This window comes from Rhizobacter sp. AJA081-3 (assembly GCF_017795745.1).
Lineage (GTDB): Bacteria > Pseudomonadota > Gammaproteobacteria > Burkholderiales > Burkholderiaceae_C > Piscinibacter.
In genome coordinates, this window is record NZ_CP059067.1 from 3826026 (window position 1) to 3846490 (window position 20465).

The 20465-nt window shown below is 69.9% G+C and carries 18 protein-coding genes; 7 read left to right on the top strand and 11 right to left on the bottom strand.

What is annotated here, in order from left to right; translation table 11 throughout:
* The first annotated feature begins 36 nt into the window (after positions 1 to 36).
* Positions 37 to 1869 (top strand): DUF885 domain-containing protein, encoded by a 1833-nt coding sequence (locus HZ992_RS18240; protein ID WP_209383237.1) that lies wholly within the window; start codon positions 37 to 39, stop codon positions 1867 to 1869.
* Here the strand turns inward: HZ992_RS18240 and HZ992_RS18245 are convergent.
* The 9 genes from HZ992_RS18245 to HZ992_RS18285 form a co-directional block, all read right to left on the bottom strand.
* Positions 1853 to 3388, bottom strand: a complete 1536-nt coding sequence (locus HZ992_RS18245) for a class I adenylate-forming enzyme family protein (protein ID WP_209383238.1) — start codon at positions 3386 to 3388, stop codon at positions 1853 to 1855. The genes HZ992_RS18240 and HZ992_RS18245 overlap by 17 nt on opposite strands.
* Positions 3389 to 3414: 26 nt before the next feature.
* Positions 3415 to 5220: a sensor histidine kinase gene (locus HZ992_RS18250; RefSeq protein ID WP_209383239.1), complete on the bottom strand. Its 1806-nt coding sequence runs from the start codon at positions 5218 to 5220 to the stop codon at positions 3415 to 3417.
* Between the two features lie 35 nt (positions 5221 to 5255).
* The gene (gene cobA / locus HZ992_RS18255) at positions 5256 to 6086 is read right to left on the bottom strand and encodes a uroporphyrinogen-III C-methyltransferase (protein ID WP_209383240.1); all 831 of its coding nucleotides are present in this window, start codon (positions 6084 to 6086) and stop codon (positions 5256 to 5258) included.
* 98 nt (positions 6087 to 6184) lie between these two features.
* The gene (locus tag HZ992_RS18260; RefSeq protein WP_209383241.1) at positions 6185 to 6883 is read right to left on the bottom strand and encodes a Crp/Fnr family transcriptional regulator; all 699 of its coding nucleotides are present in this window, start codon (positions 6881 to 6883) and stop codon (positions 6185 to 6187) included.
* An 80-nt stretch (positions 6884 to 6963) separates the two neighbouring features.
* Positions 6964 to 8778: a nitric oxide reductase activation protein NorD gene (locus HZ992_RS18265; protein WP_209383242.1), complete on the bottom strand. Its 1815-nt coding sequence runs from the start codon at positions 8776 to 8778 to the stop codon at positions 6964 to 6966.
* A 3-nt stretch (positions 8779 to 8781) separates the two neighbouring features.
* Positions 8782 to 9759, bottom strand: coding sequence for a 4Fe-4S binding protein (locus tag HZ992_RS18270; protein WP_245213102.1), 978 nt, complete (start codon positions 9757 to 9759; stop codon positions 8782 to 8784).
* 563 nt (positions 9760 to 10322) lie between these two features.
* A complete protein-coding gene (locus HZ992_RS18275; RefSeq protein WP_371816752.1) occupies positions 10323 to 11135 on the bottom strand; it encodes a CbbQ/NirQ/NorQ/GpvN family protein in 813 nt (270 codons plus the stop codon).
* A gap of 12 nt (positions 11136 to 11147) precedes the next feature.
* Entirely contained in the window at positions 11148 to 12569 is a 1422-nt protein-coding gene (locus HZ992_RS18280) for a cbb3-type cytochrome c oxidase subunit I (protein WP_209383244.1), read from the bottom strand.
* An 11-nt stretch (positions 12570 to 12580) separates the two neighbouring features.
* A complete protein-coding gene (locus HZ992_RS18285; RefSeq protein WP_209383245.1) occupies positions 12581 to 13006 on the bottom strand; it encodes a c-type cytochrome in 426 nt (141 codons plus the stop codon).
* A gap of 153 nt (positions 13007 to 13159) precedes the next feature.
* Here HZ992_RS18285 and HZ992_RS18290 point away from each other — a divergent pair, with 153 nt between their 5' ends.
* The 6 genes from HZ992_RS18290 (at position 13160) to HZ992_RS18315 (ending at position 19414) form a co-directional block, all read left to right on the top strand.
* Entirely contained in the window at positions 13160 to 14041 is an 882-nt protein-coding gene (locus HZ992_RS18290) for an HpcH/HpaI aldolase/citrate lyase family protein (RefSeq protein WP_209383246.1), read from the top strand.
* Positions 14042 to 14200: 159 nt separating this feature from the next.
* Complete coding sequence (locus tag HZ992_RS18295; RefSeq protein WP_209383247.1) at positions 14201 to 14569, top strand: response regulator; 369 nt, start codon at positions 14201 to 14203, stop codon at positions 14567 to 14569.
* Positions 14570 to 14577: 8 nt separating this feature from the next.
* Positions 14578 to 14877, top strand: coding sequence for an STAS domain-containing protein (locus HZ992_RS18300; protein ID WP_209383248.1), 300 nt, complete (start codon positions 14578 to 14580; stop codon positions 14875 to 14877).
* Positions 14874 to 16931 (top strand): chemotaxis protein CheA, encoded by a 2058-nt coding sequence (locus HZ992_RS18305; protein WP_209383249.1) that lies wholly within the window; start codon positions 14874 to 14876, stop codon positions 16929 to 16931. Before HZ992_RS18300 ends, HZ992_RS18305 begins: the two co-directional genes overlap by 4 nt.
* Positions 16931 to 18913, top strand: a complete 1983-nt coding sequence (locus HZ992_RS18310) for a methyl-accepting chemotaxis protein (RefSeq protein ID WP_245213103.1) — start codon at positions 16931 to 16933, stop codon at positions 18911 to 18913. The genes HZ992_RS18305 and HZ992_RS18310 overlap by 1 nt, the downstream gene beginning before the upstream one ends.
* A gap of 9 nt (positions 18914 to 18922) precedes the next feature.
* Complete coding sequence (locus HZ992_RS18315) at positions 18923 to 19414, top strand: chemotaxis protein CheW (protein ID WP_209383250.1); 492 nt, start codon at positions 18923 to 18925, stop codon at positions 19412 to 19414.
* A 6-nt stretch (positions 19415 to 19420) separates the two neighbouring features.
* Here the strand turns inward: HZ992_RS18315 and HZ992_RS18320 are convergent, their stop codons facing one another.
* Both HZ992_RS18320 and HZ992_RS18325 read right to left on the bottom strand, forming a co-directional pair.
* Positions 19421 to 19801 carry a hypothetical protein gene (locus tag HZ992_RS18320; protein ID WP_209383251.1) on the bottom strand — a complete coding sequence of 127 codons (381 nt, stop codon included), beginning with the start codon at positions 19799 to 19801 and terminating at the stop codon, positions 19421 to 19423.
* On the bottom strand, positions 19798 to 20463 hold the full coding sequence (locus tag HZ992_RS18325; RefSeq protein WP_209383252.1) for a glutathione S-transferase family protein: 666 nt from the start codon (positions 20461 to 20463) through the stop codon (positions 19798 to 19800). Before HZ992_RS18325 ends, HZ992_RS18320 begins: the two co-directional genes overlap by 4 nt.
* Between the last annotated feature and the right edge of the window lie 2 nt (positions 20464 to 20465).

The window sequence follows — 20465 nt, forward strand, 5'->3', positions numbered from 1 at the left end:
TCGTTCGCGGGGGCGCGGCTGCGTTAAGCTGGGTTGATGCCCACTTCCGTTCCGAAGGCCATCGGCTGGCTTCTGGCGGCGCTGTTGCTCGCCGTATCGGTGTTCGTCGTCAACCTGGTCTGGTTCCGCCCGTTCAGCCTCGACCTGTTCTTCGAGAAGGTCTTCATCGAGGAGGCGCTGGCCAAGCCGGAGCTGCTGACCGAGATCGGCATCGCCGAACAGTTCGGCTACCGCCGGCACAACGCGCACCTGGACGACCTCTCCATCGCGAAGACCGAGGCCGACGCGGCACGCCTGCGCCAGCGGCTGGCCGATCTGAAGGCCTATGACATCGCCTCGCAGACGCCGTCGCAGAAGCTGTCGACCCGCGTGCTCGCGTGGTTCCTCGAGGTCAAGGTACAAGGCGAGCCGTTCCGCTTCCACGACTACCCGGTCGAGCAGCTCTGGGGGGTACAGAACCAGACGCCGGACTTCCTCATCAACGCCCACGCCATCACCGACCGCCGCGGCGCCGAGGACTACCTGTCGCGACTGGGCGAAGTGGGGCGCAAGTTCGACCAGGTGATCGAAGGGCTCGAGAAGCGGCAGCGGATCGGCGTGATCCCGCCACGCTTCGTGATCGAACGGGTGCTCGCCGGCATGCGCGAGTTCGCCGGCAAGCCTGCCGCCGAGAACCCGCTGTACACGCACTTCGCCAGCCGGCTGGCTGCGCTGGGCGGGCTGCCACCGGACGAACGCGCGGCGCTGCTGACGCGCTGTGCACAGGCACTCGACGGCGGCGTGGTACCCGCCTACCGCCGCCTGATCGCCTTCTTCGAGCAGCAGATGCCGCGCGCCACCACCGACGACGGCGTGTGGAAGCTTCCCGATGGCGACGCCTACTACCGCCACCTGCTGCGCGAGCAGACGAGCACGCGGATGACGCCGCAGGAGGTGCACGACCTCGGCCTGGCGGAGGTGGCGCGCATCGACGCCGAGATGAAGGCGATCCTGCTTGCGCAATCGGAGCTGCGACCGCAGGAGAGCGTGGCGCAGGCGCTGGCCCGCCTGGCACGCGAGCCGCGTTTCCTCTACCCCGACAACGACGACGGACGCCGCGCCGCGCTGGCCGACTACACCGCCATGCTGCGCGAGCAGCTCGATCGCTCGAAGGCGCTGTTCGGCCGCCTGCCCGTGGCGCAGATCGAGGTGCGCCGCGTCCCCGAGTTCAAGGACAAGACGGCGCCCGGCGCCTACTACAACCCGCCGGCGATGGACGGCACGCGGCCGGGCGTCTTCTTCGCCAACCTGCGCGACATGGCCGAGACGCCGAAGTTCGGCATGCGCACCCTGGCCATCCACGAAGGCGTGCCCGGCCACCACTTCCAGATCGCCATCGCTCAGGAGCTGCAGGGCGTGCCGACCTTCCGCAAGGTGCTGCCCTTCACCGCCTACATGGAAGGCTGGGCGCTCTACACCGAATGGCTGGGCAAGGACATGGGCCTGTACGCGAACGATCCGTACGGCGACCTGGGCCGCCTGCAGGCCGAGATGTTCCGCGCCGTGCGGCTGGTCGTCGACACCGGCATCCACTTCAAGCGCTGGCCGCGTGAGCAGGCCATTACCTACATGGTCGAGAAGACCGGCCTGCCCGAGTCCGGCGTGGTCGCGGAGATCGAGCGCTACATCGTCGACCCGGGGCAGGCCTGCGCCTACAAGATCGGCATGCTGCGCATCCAGGCGGCGCGCGCGCGGGCGCAGCAGGCGCTGGGCGCGCGCTTCGATGCGCAAGCTGTGAAGGACTTCCACGACATGCTGCTGGCCGGCGGTGCGCTGCCGCTGGAGGTGCTCGACGAGCAGGTCGACGCGTGGATCAGGTCCCGCCCGTGAGCCGCTCGCGCAGCGCGGTCTTCAGCACCTTGCCGTAGTTGTTCTTCGGCAGCTCGGTCACCATCTCATAGCGCTTGGGCCGCTTGAAGCGCGCCATCTGCGCCAGGCAGTGCGCGTCGAGCGACTCGGGCCTGACCACCGCGCCGGCCTGCGCCACGACGAAGGCCACCACCACCTCGCCCCACTCGGGGTCGGGCGCGCCGACCACGGCGACCTCGGCCACGCCGGGGAGCGTGAGCAGCACCTCCTCCACCTCGCGTGGGTAGATGTTCGAGCCGCCGCTGATGATCAGGTCCTTGCTGCGGTCCTTCAAGGTCAGGAAGCCGTCGGCGTCGAGGCAACCCACGTCGCCGGTGAACAGCCAGCCGTCGCGGATCGCCGCGGCCGTGGCTTCGGGGTTGCGCCAGTAGCCGGCCATCACGCTGTCGCCCTGGACCAGCACTTCGCCGATCTCGCCCGTGGGCAGATCGCGCCCCTGCGCGTCGGCGATGCGGATGCGCACCGGTGTCTGCGCGACGCCGACGGACGCGATGCGCTCGAGATGGCGAGGATGCGACGCGTCGGCCAGGTGCGCGCGCGACAGCGCGGTGGCCACCATCGGCGTCTCGCCTTGCCCGTAGATCTGAACGAAGCGCGGGCCCATCACACGCAGCGCGCGCTCGATGTCGGCCGCGTACATCGGCGCGCCGCCGTAGACGATGGTCTTGAAGGACCGTGCCGCATCCTGCGGCCCGAGGCCGGCCTGCTCGGCGTGGTCGACCAGGCGTTTGACGATGGTCGGCGCGGCGAAGGTCGACAGCGCTCCGAGCTGCGCACCGAGCGCGAACAGTTCGGCCGGATCGACGCCGCCGGAGGCCGGCACCACATGCCGTGCGCCGGCCATCAGGTGCGGGATCGCGTACAGGCCCGCGCCATGCGACATCGGCGCGGCATAGACGATCGCATCGCCGGCCGATACCGCATCGACATCGACGAAGTAGGTCAGCCCCATCGTCATCAGGTTGCGCTGCGTGATCATCACGCCCTTGGGCCGGCCGGTCGTACCGCTGGTGTAGAAGAGCCAGGCCAGGTCGTCGGGTGCGCGATCGCTGATCGGGACCGCCCGCGCGTCGGGCACCGGCGCGAGCAGCGCATCGGCCTGCGCGGATTCGATGTCGACCTGCCGCGCCAGACCGGCCAGCGGCTGCGGCGCGACGTCGGCCGTGACGAAGGCCCAGCGCGCCTGCGCGTTCTCGACGATCCACTCCACTTCGCGCGGATGCAGCTTGGCATTGACCGGCACCACCACCAGGCCAGCCCACCAGGCACCCCACAGCAGCTCGAGGTAGCGCGGATGGTTGTGCATGAAGAGCACGATGCGCTCACCGGGCTGCAGGCCGGCCTCGCGCAACCGCTGCGCCAGCCCGGCGCTGCGCGCGGCCCACATCGCATGGCTGGCATGCGGCCGCGTGCCGTGGAAGATCGCCGTGCGCTCGGGCGACTGCCTGGCGTGTCGGAGCAGGAGGTGGGCGAGGCTCATGGGGAATGCGGCTACGGGCCGGCGAGTCAGACCACGGCGTGCTGATTGACGACCAGGCGCATCGTCGTGCCTCCGGCGCTGCTGCGCTCGACGAGCACGCTGCCGCGGTGCAGCTCCATGACGCGCCGCACGATGTACAGGCCCAGGCCCTGGCGGCGCCCGCCCGGCCGCTTGCTGCCGCGCTGGAACAGCGTTGGCAGCTGCTCGTCGGCGATGCCGGCGCCGCGATCGATGACGTCGAGGATCAGCGCCAGCGGCTCGTCGGAGTCCGACACGCGCACCACCACCGGCGAGCCCGGCGGGCTGCAGCGCAGCGCGTTGGACAGCAGGTTGCGCAGCGCCAGCCGCATCAGCCCGGGCTCCATCGACGCGGTGCGGGTGTTGGTGGCGCGCTCGACAACGACGCGGGCACGCTCGTCGCGCGGCATGTCGGCGATGGCCACTTCGATGAGTGCGTCGATGTCGGTGTCCATGCCCTCGATGCGCTCGCCGCCGACCAGCAGCGAGGCCACCGCCAGCGTGTTGCCGATGCTCGCCTGCACGTCACCGAGCACGCCCTCGGCGCGCCGCAGCGGCTCGGCGGCCGCCTGCTGGCCGTTGCGCGCCAGTTCCACCGTCGCGGCCTGCAGCGCTGCCGAGGCATTGTTCAGCGGCTGGCGCACCTCGTGGGCCAGCACGTCGAGCATCTCGCTGCGCTCCTTCAGCCGCGCCAGCGCTTCCTCCTTTGCATCCTGCAGTTCGCCGGTGGCCTTCTCGGCCGCCGCGCGCGCCTCGGCCAGCGCCCCGGAAAGCTCCGCCACCTCGCGCAGCGTGCTGCGCGACACCGGCCCCGGCCGGCCCTGGAGGTGCGCGTCGACGACGCCGCGCAACTGACGCCCGAGCCGGCGTGCCAGGTACAAGGCGCCGGCGATGGCCAGCAGCGCGCAGAGTGCCCCCGCGGCCAGGATGTCGCGCATCGAGCGCCGCACCTGTGCGTCCACCGCCGCGCTCGGCCGCCCCACAGCGACATACCAGCCCGTGCCCGGCACGATGGCGACACTGGTGATCACCGCGGTGCCGTCCTTGGTGACGGACTCGAACACGGTGAGCCCCTCGCGCACCTTGTCCTGCAGCAGCTGGGTGGCCGGCTGGCCGACGTAGCGCTGGGCATCGCGCGAGCGGGCGATGATGGTGTTGTTCTGGTCGACCACGGCGGCCGTCCAGTCGTCGGGCCAGCCGTCTTCGTTGAGCCAGTCGCCGATCGATTCGAGCCGGACCACCGCGCGGACGGCGTGCTGCCCGGCGAGGCCCATGTCCAGCCGCATGCCGACACCGACGACCTTGTTCTTGCTGACTTCACCCGTGACCAGCGGCGACACGACGCGCTGCCCCTGCTCGATGACCGGCCGCTGCATGTCCATCAGCGGCGGCGGGGGCCGGGGCAGCGGCGTGCCGAACGGGCGCAGCGTGTTGAATGGCTGGTTGCCGTCGGCGTCGACCACGCTGATGCCGACGATGCGCGGGTCGGCCTCGGCGACGCGCGCAGCCATCGCGTAGGTGGCGGCCATGTCGCCCTGCTTCACGCTCTCCGCCTGCGCCATCGTGCGCAGCACCGAGAACACGCTCTCCAGTTGGTGGCCGATCGACGTCGCCGCATCGCCGGCACGGCGCTGCTGCGTGGCCATGGCCAACGCCTGCTGCTCGGCGATCGCGCGCTGCACGACAAAGGCCGAGAAGCCCAGCATCGGCAGCAGGGCCAGCAGGCTCACGCCGGCCAGCCAGGCGGCGACGCTCAGGCGAGGTCGCTTCGGCGGCGCGGCGGCGTCGAGGATGATCGGGGGGGCGTCGGACACGGCGCGATTGTGCGTCCGTCCCGGCCCGGCCGGGCTCAGCGTCCAGCCAGCATCGTTTCGGGCAGCACCGCACCCAGTTCGCGCTGCACCGACACCACCGTGCCGATCATGATCAGCGCCGGCGCGCGCACGTCGTGGCGCCGGGCCAGTTCGGGCAGCGTAGCCAGCGTGCCGATGACGGTGCGCTGGTCGGGCAGCGTGGCGCGCTCGATCAGTGCCGCCGGCGTGTCGCCGGCCAGCCCATGCGCCTGCAGCTGCGCACTGATCACCGGCAGCGTGCCCACGCCCATGTAGATCACCACCGTCTGGCGCGGGCGCGAGAGAAGTGGCCAGTCGAGATCGACACTTCGCTCGCTGCCCTCGCCGCGCAGGTGGCCGGTGGCGAACACCAGCGCCTCGGCGTGGTCGCGGTGGGTCAGCGGAATGCCCGCCGCCGCCGCTGCGCCCTGCGCCGCGCTGATGCCGGGGATCACGTCGAAGGGCACGCCGGCGGCGGCCAGGCCCTGTGCCTCCTCGCCGCCGCGGCCGAAGATGTACGGGTCGCCGCCCTTCAGGCGCACGAGGCGCCGGCCGCTCTTCGCCAGCCGCACCATCATGTCGATGATGCCTTCCTGCGGCAGCGTGTGGTGGCCGCTCTCCTTGCCCACGTAGACGAGGTCGGCGCCTGGCGGCACGAGCTTGAGCACCGCCTTCGAGACGAGGTGGTCGTAGAGCACCAGCGAAGCGTTGCGCAGCGCGTTAGCGGCCTTGACGGTCAGCAGTTCGGGGTCGCCGGGGCCGGCACCGACCAGGCTGACACGCGCCGGACTCACGCCAGCGGCGCGGTTGTCGGGGGTGAATTGCAGGGGCTCGCTGAGCAGGGACATGGCGTGCTTTCGTGCGGGTCGTTCGATACGCCCATTGCACGACCGGCAGCGCGGCGCCGCCTTGAAGCAGTTCAAGACGGCGCCTCGCGCCCCCTGATTCAGCGGCCCGGGTAGGCCGACAGCCGCTTCACGTCGAGGATGTGCACGTCGCGCTTGTCGATGCGCACCAGGCCGGCGGCCTCCAGTTCGTGCAGCACGCGCGAGAAGTACTCCGGCGTGAGCGACAGGCGCGAGGCGATGGTCGCCTTGCTGACCGGCAGCGACACGGTGATGACCTCGCCGCTGACGCAATCTTCGGCGATCTGGTCGCGCAGCAGATAGCCGATGACACGCTGCATGCCGCTGTGCAGCGCATAGGCCTCGACGTCGTGCACCAGGCCGTGCAGCCGACGCGAGATGCCGGCCAGCATGCGCATCGCGAAGCGCGGGTCACGCTCGATCTCGCCGACCACCGCGTTCTTCGTCACCGTCAGCAGCAGCGTGTCGGTGAGCGCCTGCGCATTGATGATGTAGGGCTTGCCGGTGAACATCAGCGCCTCGGCGAAGCTGTTGCCGGGGCCGACCAGCTCGATCACCTTCTCCTGCCCGGCCGGAGAGATCGCGAACAGCTTGATCTGGCCGGTGACGGTGACGTGGAATTCCTCGCAAGGCTCGCCGACCCGGAACACGGTGTCGCCGCGCGACAGGCGGCGCAGCTGGCAGCCCAGCGCCAGCCGTTCCAGCTCGGGGCGGCTGAGGTCGGTGAACAGGGGCAGCACCGACAGGTAGCGGGGCAGGTCGAAGGAACGGGTTTCCACGGCGGCTCCGGCAGAGGGCTGCGCGATTGTGTGAATGGCGTGCGCCCCCGGGCTTGACGACCGTCAATCGCCGCCGTCGATCAACGCGTCAGCCGGGCATACACCGAGGCCAGCCGGGCGGGCAGCTCGGCCGGCCGGCGCACCTGCGCCCAGCCGCCGCGGCCGAACAGGTGCGGCAGGTAGTCGTGCGCCTCCTCGTCGATGCTCAGGCAGAAGGGCAGCAGGCCGGCCGCGCGGGCTTCCTGCACGGCATGGCGCGTGTCCTCGATGCCCCAGCGGCCCTCGTAGACGTCGAGGTCGTTGGGCTTGCCGTCGGTGAGGATGAGCAGCAGGCGCTGGCGCTCGGGCCGCTGCGACAGGCGCCGGGTCGCCAGCCGCAGGGCGGCGCCCATGCGCGTGTAGTAGCCGGGCTTGATGGCCCCCACACGCGCCTGCGCGGCGGCGCTCCAGGGCTCGTCGAAACCCTTCAGGTGCTGCATGCGCACATGCTGGCGGCGCACCGAGCTGAAGCCGAGCATCTCGAAGGCGTCGCCGGTGCCGTCGAGCGCTTCGCCAAAGACGTAGAGCGCATCGCGGATCACGTCGATCACACGCGACTCGTTGTTGACGTGGGCGTCGGTGGACAGCGACAGGTCGGCCAGCAGCAGCGTGGCCAGGCTGCGCTCGCCGCGCGTGCGGCGCGCGAACACCGGTGGATCGCGCGGTGCGGGATGACTCGCATCGTCGCTCGCATGGCGAACCCAGGCGTCGAGGTCGATCTCCTCGCCGTCGGCGCAGTGGCGCTGCCAGCGCGGCGCGGCGCGCAGCACCTCGAGGCGGCGGCGCACGCGCCGAGCCGTGACGCGCAGCGGCGCTGCCGGCGCGAAGGGCAATGCCGGCTGCGCGAGCAGGGTCACGACCTGGCAGTGGTCGGCACGCAGGCGCTGCTGCTTCCAGTCCCACTCGGGCAGCGTCTCGCCCTCGCCGAGCGGCCGGTCGTCGGCGCTCGCGCTGGGCAGGTCGAGATCGAACTTCACCCGTGCCGCACCGGCCTGGCCGTCGCGCGTGATGGCGAGCTGCTCCATGTCGTCGGCAGCACGCGTCGCGTTGCCGTCGTCCTCGTCGTCGGTGGCACGGTCCAGCGGCACGTGGTCGGCCCAGCTCATCAGTTGCTCGGTTTTCGAGGGCAGCAGCAGTGGCGCGCGGGCACTGCGCTGCTCGACACGCCGCGTGCGTCGGCGCGTGCTGCTGGCGGCAGACGAGCCGCTGCGCCCCGCTTCGCCGCTCGACGCGCCGGCGCCGGTGGCGTGCTGCGCCGGCAAGGCCTCGAGCCACAGCCACACCGGCGCGACCTCGTGCGCCTCGATGGACAGGCCCGAAGTCGCACCGCCGCGCAAGGCCGCCTGCACCGCGGCTTCGGCGGCGACGGCGGTGCCGCGCAGGCTCGCCGGCTCCGGCCGCTGCGCCAGGTGCGCGGCGAGCAGGCGTTGCCAGCGCGGCCTCAGCCCCGGGCAGCGCTGCAGCACACGCTCGGTGGCGGCCACGTTGGCAGCGATCCAGTCCGCCTGCGGTTCGTGCGCCGCGGCCAGCGAGGCGAGCCACAGGTAGAGGTCGCGATTCAGCGCTGCATCGTCGAACACCGCGATCACTGGCGGCAGCGCGAGCGTGTCGGCGTCGAGCTTCGTCGTAGCGGCGCGCAGGCCGCTGCCGGCCAACTTCTGCAGCCAGCCGCGCGGCCCGCCGATGCGCGCCTGCCCGGCCGGCACCACGCGCACGCCGGGCGCGCCGCCGACGGCGTGGAACAGCATCGCGGCGGCGCGCTGCATGGCTTCCAGCGCGACGGCCTGCTCGCCGAACGAACGGTCGGCGGCCCGCGTGATGAGGCGGTGCCAGCGTTCGCCGATCCACTCTTCCATGGCTCAGTGCTCCCGGCGCTGGCGCAGCGTCTCGCGCACCGCGTCCAGGCCGACTTTCCATTCGAGGTTCGGGCTGCGGCCGTGCGCGTCGTGCGAGGTCTCGCATTCGGTGAGGCATTGCCCGCACTGCACGCACGCGAACATCATGCGCTTGATGTTGCGCGGCTTCAGACGCATCGGGCAGGCGGTGTCGCAGGCCGAGCCGTCGGGCGAATCGGCGGTGCTGCAGTCGCGGCAGTCGCGCGCACGCTCGCGATCGAAGGCGACCACCAGGCCCTTAGGGTTGGCCATCCAGGCCAGGCTCTGGAACAGGCCCACGGCGCAGCCGAAGCGGCAGAACAAGTGCCGCGCGAACATCAGCTCGGCGGTGAACACCAGGCTGCCGATGCCGATGAAGCGCGCCTGGTTGGGCGTGAGCGTGCCGTGGACCAGGTTGCCCCAGATCTGCTGCGGCGGCAGCAGGTAGGTCAGCAGCGTGATCGCCCACAGGAAACCGAAGGTGGCGCAGGCCAGCACGAAAGCCGGCCACCAGCGCTTGTCGGGGGCGCCGCCGGCGCGTGGCGTGGAGTGCTTGTCCCAGAAGCTGAGCTTGCCGCTGGCGCGCTGCAGCAGGCCGTTGAGCGACTCGACCAGCGAGAAGTGCGGGCACAGCCAGCCGCAGTACAGGCGCCCGTAGCGGTAGGCCACCGTCATGAAGGCGATCGCCAGCGCCACGGCGGGCAGGATGCCGCGCAGGATGATCGACAGCGCCGCCTGCGTGGCCGTCATGTGGCCGTTCACGAAGTCGTCGATGCCCAGCGACCAGCGAAAGCCGAGCACCCACAGCTGCGTCTCGGTGAGGTCGAAGCGCAGCAGGTTCAGCGCGGGGGCGACGAGGAACAGCGCGAAGAAGCCGATCTGCAGTGCACGGCGACGGCGCTGCAGCGTGGCCATGCGGCGCTGCTCCTGCGCATCGCCGCGCACGGCCAGGGCGACGCCCATGCCAGTGGCTCCGCCGCTCATCGCACGCCCCGCAATGCGTGAAACCCCGGAAGTCGGCAGGCGGCCTGCGGCCCGTTGCAGACATTCACGAAGACCCGCAGCGATGGGCGCGCGGGCAGGCGTTCCGGATATGCGCTCTCCGGCCCACGCTCGCGGGCGACCACCGAGGGACGCGGCGGCTGCCTCATCAACAACGCCTGCAGCCTGCACCCGCCAGGGCGACCGCGAATGGGGCCTGCGATCGCACACCCGAACCACCTGCCCCAGCAGCACCGAGGCCCTCATGACGGCAGGCCACCGCTGGTGCCGGCAGGGCGGCGGTGGTGCCTGCGGGCGCAGGCCCCATTCGCGGTCGCCCTGGCGAGGGCATGGCACACCAGGTGTTGATGCGGCCACGGTGGCGACACACAGTCGCCGCCCGCGAGCGTGGGCCGGAGAACGCGGGTACCGCCGTCGCCCTGCGACCATGCCCGTCGCACGCAAAGCAGACCCACGAAGACCGCAACGGGCCGCTGGCAGCCACTGGCCTGTCACTGCTCACCGGTGTTCTGGAAAACCTCATTTCAGCCATCGCCGACCACGGCACTCACCACCTCGGCCAGGGCGCGGGCCGTGTCGGCATCGTCGGTCAGCGCGTCGACGATCGCGGCCGTGCAGGAATCCCGCAGCGGCAGGCCGGCGGCGGCCAGGCGCGCGGCCATCACCAGCAGCCGCGTGCTCGCGGTCTCTTCGAGGTCGTGATCGGTGAGGCGGCGCAGCGCCTGCGCGAGTTGCACGAGCTGCTGCGCGACGGCCGCGGTGCAGCCGCTCTCTGCCTGCACGATGCTGCGCTCGATGTCGGGCACCGGGTAACCCAGCGTCAGCGCCACGAAACGCTGACGCGTGCTCGGCTTCAGGCCCTTGAGCAGGTTCTGGTAGCCGGGGTTGTAGGAGATCACCAGCATGAAGCCGGGGGCCGCGGCCAGCAGCTCGCCGGTGCGCTCGATCGGCAGCACGCGGCGGTCGTCGGCCAGCGGGTGCAGGACGACGGTGGTGTCCTTGCGCGCCTCGACCACCTCGTCGAGGTAGCAGATCGCACCTTCGCGCACCGCGCGCGTCAGCGGGCCGTCGCACCACACGGTGTCGCCGCCGCCGATCAGATGTCGGCCGACGAGGTCGGCCGCGCTGAGGTCATCGTGGCAGCTCACCGTGACCAGCGGGCGGCCGAGCCGCGCCGCCATGTGCTCGACGAAGCGCGTCTTGCCGCAGCCCGTCGGGCCCTTGATCAGCAGCGGCAGGCGGCTCGCATGGGCCTGCTCGAAGAGCGTGCATTCGCTGCCCTGGGCGGCGTAGTACGGCACCGCCGCCACCTGCCTTGCGCTCATCAGTTCCATCATCAGACTCCGCGGTCAGGCCGCCTGCAGGCGAGCGCTGCCGGCCTCCACCTCGTCGGCCGCGGGGCCGATGAAGAAGCTCGTCAGGTAGGTCAGCAGCCCGGCCAGGAACATCACGCCGCCGGCCACGCGAATCCAGTAGAAGAAGCGCAACTGGTCCTGCGTGTTCATGAACGACATCGCGTTCTCGGTGGGCATGCGCTGCAGCCACACCTGCAGGATGCCGGCGCCGGTCAGCGCGAGCACCATCACGCCCATGCCGATGGTCATGATCCAGAAGCTCCACATCTCGACCGCCTGCGCACGCTTCGGGTTGGCTTCGCGGCCGCGCAGGATCGGCATGGCGTAGCTGATCATCGCGATGACGACGAGCACATAGGCGCCGTAGAAGGCGAGGTGGCCGTGCGCCGCCGTGACCTGGCTGCCGTGGGTGTAGTAGTTCACCGCGCTGAGCGTGTGCGCGAAGCCCCACAGGCCGGCGCCGAGAAAGCCCATCACCGCGGTGCCCACCGCCCAGAGAACGGCGGCCTGGTTCGGGTGCTCGCGCTTGCGGCGCTGGACCATGTTGAAGGCGAACAGCGTCATCATGAAGAAGGGGATCGGCTCGAGCGCGCTGAACACGCTGCCCACCCAGTGCCAGTAGCCCGGCAGGCCGATGAAGAAGAAGTGGTGGCCGGTGCCCAGGATGCCGGTGACCAGCGCCATGGTGACGATCAGGTACAGCCACTTGTCGATCACCTCGCGGTCGACGCCGGTGGTCTTGACCAGCACGAAGGCGAGCAGCGCGCCGAGGATCAGCTCCCAGGTGCCTTCCACCCAGAGGTGGACGACGAACCACCAGTACATCTTGTCGCGCACCAGGTTGTTCGGGTTGACGAAGCTGAACAGGAACATCAGCGCCAGGCCCCACAGGCCCATCAGCAGCACCAGCGAGATCGCCGTCTTGCGGCCCTTCAGCACCGTCATGCTGATGTTGAAGAGGAAGCCCAGGGCCACGATCACGATGCCGAGCTTGGTCGGCAAAGGCTGCTCGAGGAACTCGCGGCCCATCGTCTTCAGCAGGTCGTTGCCAGTCCACTCCGCCAGCGTCGCGTAGGGCACCAGCAGGTAGCCCAGGATGGTGGCCGCGCCGGCGAAGAGGAAGATCCAGAACAGGATCTTCGCGAACAGCGGGCTGTACAGCTCGGTGTCGGCCTCCTCCGGAATCAGGTAGTAGGCCGAGCCCATGAAGCCGAACAGCAGCCACACGATGAGCAGGTTGGTGTGCACCATGCGGGCGATGTTGAACGGGATGGCCGGGAAGGCCAGATCGCCGATCAGGTACTGCAGCCCGAGCGTGAGCCCGAAGACGATCTGGCCGACGAACAGGCCGATCGCGGCGATGAAGTACAGCCGGGAGACCGACTGCGACTGGAACTTGAGGGTGGCGATGTGCATGGTGGTTCTCCTCAGCCCTCGATGTTCGGAGGCCAGTTTTCGGTGTTCACGCCGTTGGTCCACTTGAGGAACTCGACCATGTCGTCGAGCTGCGCATCGGTGAAGTGGAAGTTGGGCATCTGCCGGCGGCCCGGGGCGCCGGTGGGCTGGGCCTTGATCCAGGCCTTGATGAAGTCGGGGCCGCGGCGCTTGTAGACGTTGCCGAGCTCCGGCGCGAAGTACGCGCCCTCGCCCAGCAGCGTGTGGCAGCCGATGCAGTTGCGCGTCTCCCAGAGGTGCTTGCCGCGCACCACGGCGGGCGTGATGTCGGCGGATTTCGAGCGCTCGGGGATGCGTTGCTCGGTATCGAAGATCAGCGCGGCAAACAGCAGCACGAAGAAGGCCGTGCCGCCGTAGAAGATGTTGCGCGCCATCTGGCTGGTGAAGCCTTGGGCCATGGAAGTCTCCGCAGGTCGATGTGAATGCGCATAGCCTACGGATCCGGTCGGGAATTTCCTTGAACCGGAATAAGGAATCCGGTTTCGGCCGATCGAGCCGCCCGTGCAGGGCGCGATTGCAGAATCGGCCGCAGCCCATGCCTGGAGACCGACATGACCGTTCCCGCCCCCGAGCTGCGCCGCACCTGGCTGTTCGGCCCCGGTGCCGACGCAAGCGCGCACGACGCCATGCTGGCCAGCGGCGCCGATGCCTTGATCGTCGATCTCGAGGACTTCACCCCGCCGGCGCGGCGCGACGAGGCCCGCGGCCTGCTCTCGCGCTACGTGCAAGGCTGCCGCGCGGCGGGCCGGGTGGCGGCCATCCGCATCAACGCGCTGGACGGCGACGGCCGCGCCGACCTCGCCGCCGCGATGTCCACGCGGCCCGACGTGATCGCCCTGCCGATGGCCGCGAGCGCGGCGCAGATGCACTCGCTGCACGAAGCCATCGCGCAGTGGGAGCAGGCGCTGGGCATCGCGGCCGGCCGCACCGAGATCCTGCCGGTGTGCGAGACGGCACTCGGCGTGGTCGAGGTGCGCAGCATCGCCGCAGCCAGCCCGCGCATCCGCGGCGCGCTGCTCGGCGCCGAGGACCTGGCGAACGACCTGTGTGCCGAGCGCGGCCCCGACGCCGTGGAACTCGACCACGCGCGCCGCCGCTTCCTGCTCGAGTGCCGCGCCGCCGGCATCGAGCCGATCGACGCGCCCTACACCTTCAGCGACGCCGAGGGCGCGGTGCGCGAGGCCCGCTACGCGCGGCGCCTGGGCTACCGCAGCAAGTCACTGGTGCGCCCCGATCATGCCCGGCCGCTCAACGCCGCCCTGACGCCGGATGCCGGGGAACTGCAGCGTGCCCGTGCCCTCGTCGAGGCCTTCGAGGCGGCACGCCAGCGCGGCGAGGAGCGTGCGCTCGTCGACGGGCTCTGGGTCGAGGTGCCGACCTACCGCAATGCCTTGCGGCTGCTGGAACGGGCGCGCCGGCTTGGCGCCCGCTGAGGTCATTTTTATCACCTGATGCGAAATACTTACTTTCACGAAGTGACTTCGTTTGAAGTTGCCACTTAAGTCACATTAGCACCGCAAGGAAGTATTTATGCGATTTGTATTCGCCATTTTTGAGTATCATTCTTATCACTCAAGCGTCTTCCACCCGCCATGACCAAGACCATCCTGATCGTCGACGACTCCAGCTCCCTGCGCACGGTGGTGCGCCTCGCCCTCGTTCGCGCCGGCTACGAGGTGCTCGAGGCCGGCGACGGCATCGAGGGCCTCGAACAGCTGGAGAAAGGCCGGGTCAACCTGATCGTCAGCGACGTGAACATGCCCCGTATGGACGGCATCGCCTTCGTGCGCAAGCTCAAGGAGAACGCGCGCCACAAGTTCACGCCGGTGATCATGCTGACCACCGAAGGGCAGGACGCCAAGAAGCAGGAGGGCCGCGCCGCCGGTGCCAAGGCCTGGATGGTCAAGCCCTTCAACCCGCCGCAACTGCTGGACGCGGTGTCCAAACTGCTGCCCGCGTAGGAGCCGCCATGAGCCGCCACCTCCTGCCCCGCGAGCTGACCATCCACACCGCCGCCGACACCCACCGGGCGATGCTGGCCTGGGTGGCCGGCCTGGGCGATGCACAAGCCTGGTTCGTCGACGCCAGCCCGGTCGACGAGACCGATGCCGCCGGCGTGCAGTTGCTGCTGTCGCTCTCGCGCAGCGCCGCGCAGGCGCAGGCCACGCTGCACATCGAGACACCCAGCCCCGTGCTGGAGCGCGCCTGCCGCACGCTCGGCGTGGCAGGCACGCTGCTGGACACCCCGGCCGAAGGAAGACTCGCATGAACGACCACGACGACATCGGCTTCATCGCCGACGCCCTGCCCGCCTTCATCAGCGAGGGCCAGGAACAGATCAGCTCGATCGAGCAGTTGCTGCTGCAACTGGAAGACGCGCCGGACGACCGCGAGCTGCTCGACGCGCTGTTCCGTTGCGCCCACACCGTCAAGGGCTCGGCCGGCATCTTCGGCCTCGATGCGGTGGTGGCATTCACCCACCACGTCGAGACGCTGCTGGACTGCCTGCGTGAGGGCGAGCTCGCGCTGACGCCGGAGATCTCCACGTTGCTGCTGCAATGCAATGACCAGATCCGCCAGCTGATCGACCAGGCCACCGGCGGCAGCGACGACGACTCCGGCCAGGCCACTCGCGAGGTCCTGGTGGCCCGGCTCGAAGCCCTGCGACCCACGGCGCCTGCGGCGCGGCCGAGCGAGCCGGCAGCGTCAGCCCAGGCGGCCGGCCGGATGCAGGCCTGGCAGGTGTCCGCCCGCTTCGGCGCAGACACCTTCCGCAACGGCATGGATCCGCTGGCCCTGCTCAGCTACGTGGGCCAGCTCGGTGCGATGGACGCGGTGCAGTGCGACGGCGAGGCCGTGCCCGCACTCGACAGCCTCGATCCCGAGAGCTGCCACCTCGCCTTCGCCTTCACGCTGCACACCGACAAGGAGCGCCGCGCCATCGAAAACGCGTTCAGCTTCGCGATCGACGACACCGCATTGCAGATCGACGAAGCCGTCGCGCCCGACACGGCGGCCGAGACGGCGCCCGCGCCATCGGCCGAAAGCGCTGCGCTGGCCCCGGCCCGGCTGCGCGAACCGGCCAACGCCCCCCATGCCACCACCTCCACCGCCGACGCCGGCCGCTACATCCGCGTGCAGGCCGACCGGCTCGACGCCGTCATCAACCTGCTCGGCGAACTCGTCATCGCCAGCGCCGGCGCCTCGCTGCTGGCGCGGCAGACCCGCAACGGGGCGCTGATCGAAGCCAACCAGCAGATCGGCACACTCGTCGAGGACATCCGCAACGGCACGCTGCAGCTGCGCATGGTGCCCATCGGCGAGAGCTTCTCGCGCTTCCGTCGCGTGGTGCGCGATACCGCCGCCGAACTCGGCAAGGACGTCGTGCTGGAGATCGTGGGCGGCGAGACCGAGCTCGACAAGGCCGTCGTCGAACGCATCGCCGACCCGCTGATGCACCTCGTGCGCAACGCGCTGGACCATGGCCTGGAGACGCCCGCGCAGCGCCAGGCCGCCGGCAAGCCGGCCCAGGGCAGGCTGACGCTGTCGGCCTGCCACGAATCCGGCGCGATCCTGATCCGCATCGCCGACGACGGCCGCGGCATCCAGCGCGACAAGGTGCTGCAGCGCGCCTGGGACCGCGGCTTGCTCGAGCACGGCACGACACCGAGCGATGCCGAGATCTTCAACCTCATCTTCGAGGCCGGCTTCTCGACCGCCGAGAAGGTGACCAACCTGTCCGGCCGCGGCGTCGGCATGGACGTGGTCCGCCGCAACATCGAGGCGCTGCGCGGCAGCGTCACGGTGTCGAGCCAGGACGGGCAAGGCTCGTGCATTGAGATCCGCCTGCCGCTGACGCTGGCCATCATCGACGGCTTCCTCGTCGGCGTCGGCGCCAGCCGCTTCATCTTCCCGCTCGATGCCATCGCCGAAGTCATCGAGGACCGCCCCACCGCCACTGCGCTGGACGCGCGCGGACGCAGCGTCGTCGAGCTGCGCGGCCGCGTGCTGCCGGTGCTCAGCCTGCGCGCGCTGTACGCACTGGACACGCCGCCGCCCGAGCGCTGCAGCGTGGTCGTCATCCACTCCGGCGCACAGCGCTACGGCGTGCTCGTCGACATGCTGCTCGGCCAGCACCAGACCGTGATCAAGCCACTGGGCCGCATGTTCCGCAGCCTGCGCGGCATGTCCGGCTCCTCGATCCTCGGCAACGGCGAGGTTGCCCTCATCTTCGACGTCGCATCTCTGGGCCAGCTGGCCATGGAAGCGGCGACACCCTTTCCCCGCACGAAGTCCCACGCATCAACCGAAGGAACCCTGTGATGAACACCCCGAATGGAACCTGGCTCGAACAACTCGTCGCGGGCCCCCGTCTGGCCGAGCTCGCCGAAGCGCAGCTCGAGCGACAGGACTTGCGCGGCGTGCTGGCCGCCGTCGACGCCGCCTACGCCTACATCGAATTCGATCTCGGCGGCCATGTGCTGAAGGCAAACCAGAACTTCCTCTCGCTGCTGGGTTACGCCAGCGAAGACGTGGTCGGCAAGCACCACCGCATGTTCGTCGACCCGGCCGAAAGCAACCTGCCGGCCTACCAGCAGTTCTGGGCCGACCTGACCAGCGGCCGTTCGTACAGCCAGGTCTTCAAGCGCGTCACGCGATCCGGCCAGCCGGTGTGGATCCAGGCCGTCTACGCGCCCGTCAAGGATGCCGCCGGCAAGGTGGTCAAGTGCGTGAAGATCGCCACCGATGTGACGCAGGCACGCCTGCAGGCCGCCGACTACGAAGGCCAGATCAAGGCCGTCAGCAAGGCGCAGGCGGTCATCGAGTTCACGCTCGACGGCAAGGTGATCGACGCCAACGACAACTTCCTCAACACCCTGGGCTACAGCCTGGGCGAGATCAAGGGCCAGCATCATTCGATGTTCGTCGAGCCGACCTACCGGGCCGGCAGCGAATACCGGCTGTTCTGGGACAAGCTCGGGCGCGGGGAGTACGACGCCGGCCAGTACCTGCGCATCGGCAAGGGCGGCAAGGAAGTGTGGATCCAGGCGTCCTACAACCCGATCTACGGGCTCGACGGAAAGCCGTTCAAGGTGGTGAAGTACGCGACGGACGTCACTGCCGAGGTCAAGGCCAACCAGATGCTTCGCGACGCCGTGGAGCAGGCGCAGCAAGTCACCTCGGCCGCGAAGGCCGGTGAGCTCGGGCAGCGCATCCCGATGGAGGGCAAGAGCGGGCCCATCGCCGACATGTGTTCGGGCGTGAACGAGCTGCTCGACACCACCGCTGCCGTGTTCGACGACGTCGTGCGGCTGTTCTCCGGCCTGGCCGGCGGCGACCTCACCCAGCGCATCACTCGCGATGTGCAAGGCGTGTTCGACCAGGTCAAGCGCGACGCCAACGCCAGCAGCGAGAAGCTCGCCGGCATCATCGAGGAAGTGCGCTCGGCAGCCGACGCGTTGACGGGCGCGGCCAACCAGGTCAGCGCCACGGCGCAGTCGCTGTCTCAAGCGGCCAGCGAGCAGGCCTCGTCGGTGGAGGAGACCACTGCGTCCATCGACATGATGTCGGCCTCGATCACCCAGAACAGCGACAACGCGAAGGTCACCGACGGCATGGCCACCAAGGCCAGCAAGGAAGCCGGCGAAGGCGGCCAGGCGGTGACGCAGACGGTCAGCGCGATGAAGCAGATCGCTGCGAAGATCAGCATCGTCGACGACATCGCCTACCAGACCAACTTGCTGGCGCTGAACGCCGCCATCGAGGCGGCGCGGGCGGGCGAACACGGCAAGGGCTTCGCGGTGGTGGCGGCCGAAGTGCGCAAGCTGGCCGAGCGCAGCCAGGAGGCGGCCAAGGAGATCGGCGACCTGGCGGCCAACAGCGTGTCCACCGCCGAGCGCGCGGGCAAGCTGCTCGACGAGATCGTGCCGTCGATCCAGAAGACCAGCGAGCTGGTGCAGGAGATCGCCGCGGCCTCGCAGGAGCAGAGTCAGTCGGTCACGCAGATCGGCGGGGCGATGGGGCAGCTGAGCAAGGCGACGCAGCAGAACGCCTCGGCCTCGGAGGAACTGGCCGCCACGTCGGAAGAGCTGTCCGGCCAGGCCGAGCAACTGCAGCAGTCGGTGTCGTTCTTCGCCGCTGGCGGCAAGGGCGAGGTGCAGCGCATCGCCCGCGGCGACGGCCCCAGCGGCGTGGAGCGCCGCGCGGCCAATACGCCCCAGCGCACCACGGCAGCGGCACGGCCCGGCAGCGCGCCGGCCCGCTTCGCGGCCACCGGCACGCACGGCAACTTCCGCCCGTACTGAGAGCCTGCCATGCAGCAGGACCACAACGCCCAGTACCTGACCTTCCACCTCGCGGCCGAGGTGTTCGCCATCGACATCCGCAGCGTGCGCGAGATCATCCAGTACGGGGCCATGACCACCGTGCCGCTGATGCCCTCGTTCGTGCGCGGCGTCATCAACCTGCGCGGCTCGGTCGTGCCGGTGATCGACCTGCACGCCCGCTTCGGCCGCCCGGCCGCCCAGGTCGGCAAGAAGACCTGCGTGGTCATCTTCGACGCGATGCGCGAGGGTGAACGCGTCGAGCTCGGCCTGATGGTCGATGCGGTCAGCGAGGTCGTCGACATCGCCGCCGACGCCATCGAGCCGCCGCCGAACTTCGGCACCTCGGTGCGCCGCGACTTCATCCGCGCCATGGGCAAGCGAGGCGACCGCTTCGTCATCATCCTCGAGCCCGACCGCGCCTTCGATGTCGACGAGATGGCGAACCTCTGCGAGGCCTCGCAGGAGGCGCTGGCGGCATGAGGTCGCTCAGCGAGACAGCGTCAGCTGCAGCGTCAACGGCCGCTCGCTCTTGTTGGTCCACATCCAGCAGTAGTCCTGGTCGAGCTTCACCTTCAGCGTGGCGGCGCCCTTCGCGGCGCCGGCACGCCGGACCGGGAACACGACCTTCTGGCCCTGGTGGTAGTGGATGTTGAAGTCCATCGGTCCTGCGGATTCAAAGTGCCAGCGCACCGCCGTGCCGCGCGCCAGCGTGCCGCAGACTTCGGCAAAGCCGCCGGGGGCCACTTCGGCGCGGTGCTCGAAGCGACCCTGAGCACTCCAGGCGATGTCGATGACGTCCGCACGCGCGGGCGCGCCAGCCATCGCCGTGATGGCCACGGCAGCGAGCAGCAATCGGTTCGATGTCATGCGCCGATTCTGCGCGACAGCGCGGAGTTCCGCGCCCGCACAAACGCGAGCAGGCGCGCCGGGTAGTCGGCGCCGACCGCGCCACGCACCGACGGCCGCTGGGCCAGCGCGGCACGCCAGCGGGCCACGCGAGGCAGTGCATCCATGAAGCCGAAGTCGCCGATGTCGTCGAAGACGTCGAGGTAGCGGAACACCGGCCCGAACGCCGCGTCGACGAGGCCGAAAGCTTCGCCATCGAACCATGGGCCCTCGCCCAGCACGGCCTCGATCTGGGCGAAGCGCCGATGGATGTCCTTCGCTGCGGCCGCCAGCGCCGCATCGTCGGCCGCGTTGTACAAGGTCCCGATCGCGTTGAGCAGGGCCGAGCCGAACTCCATCCAGGCCCGGTGGCGCGCGCGCCGCAGCGCATCGGCCGGATGCAGGCGTGGCGCCTCGGTCTCGTCGAGGTACTCGCAGATGACGGCGGACTCGAACAGCGCCTCGCCGCCGACCTGCAGCACCGGCGTCTTGCCCAGCGGCGAGAGGGCGAGGAACCAGCCGGGCTTGTTCGCCAGGTCGATGTCACGGCGCTCGAAGGGCACGCCTTTCTCGGCCAGCACGATGGCGGCTCGCTGCACGTACGGGCACAGCGCGTGGCTCACCAGGGTCAGCGGGGTTCGCATGG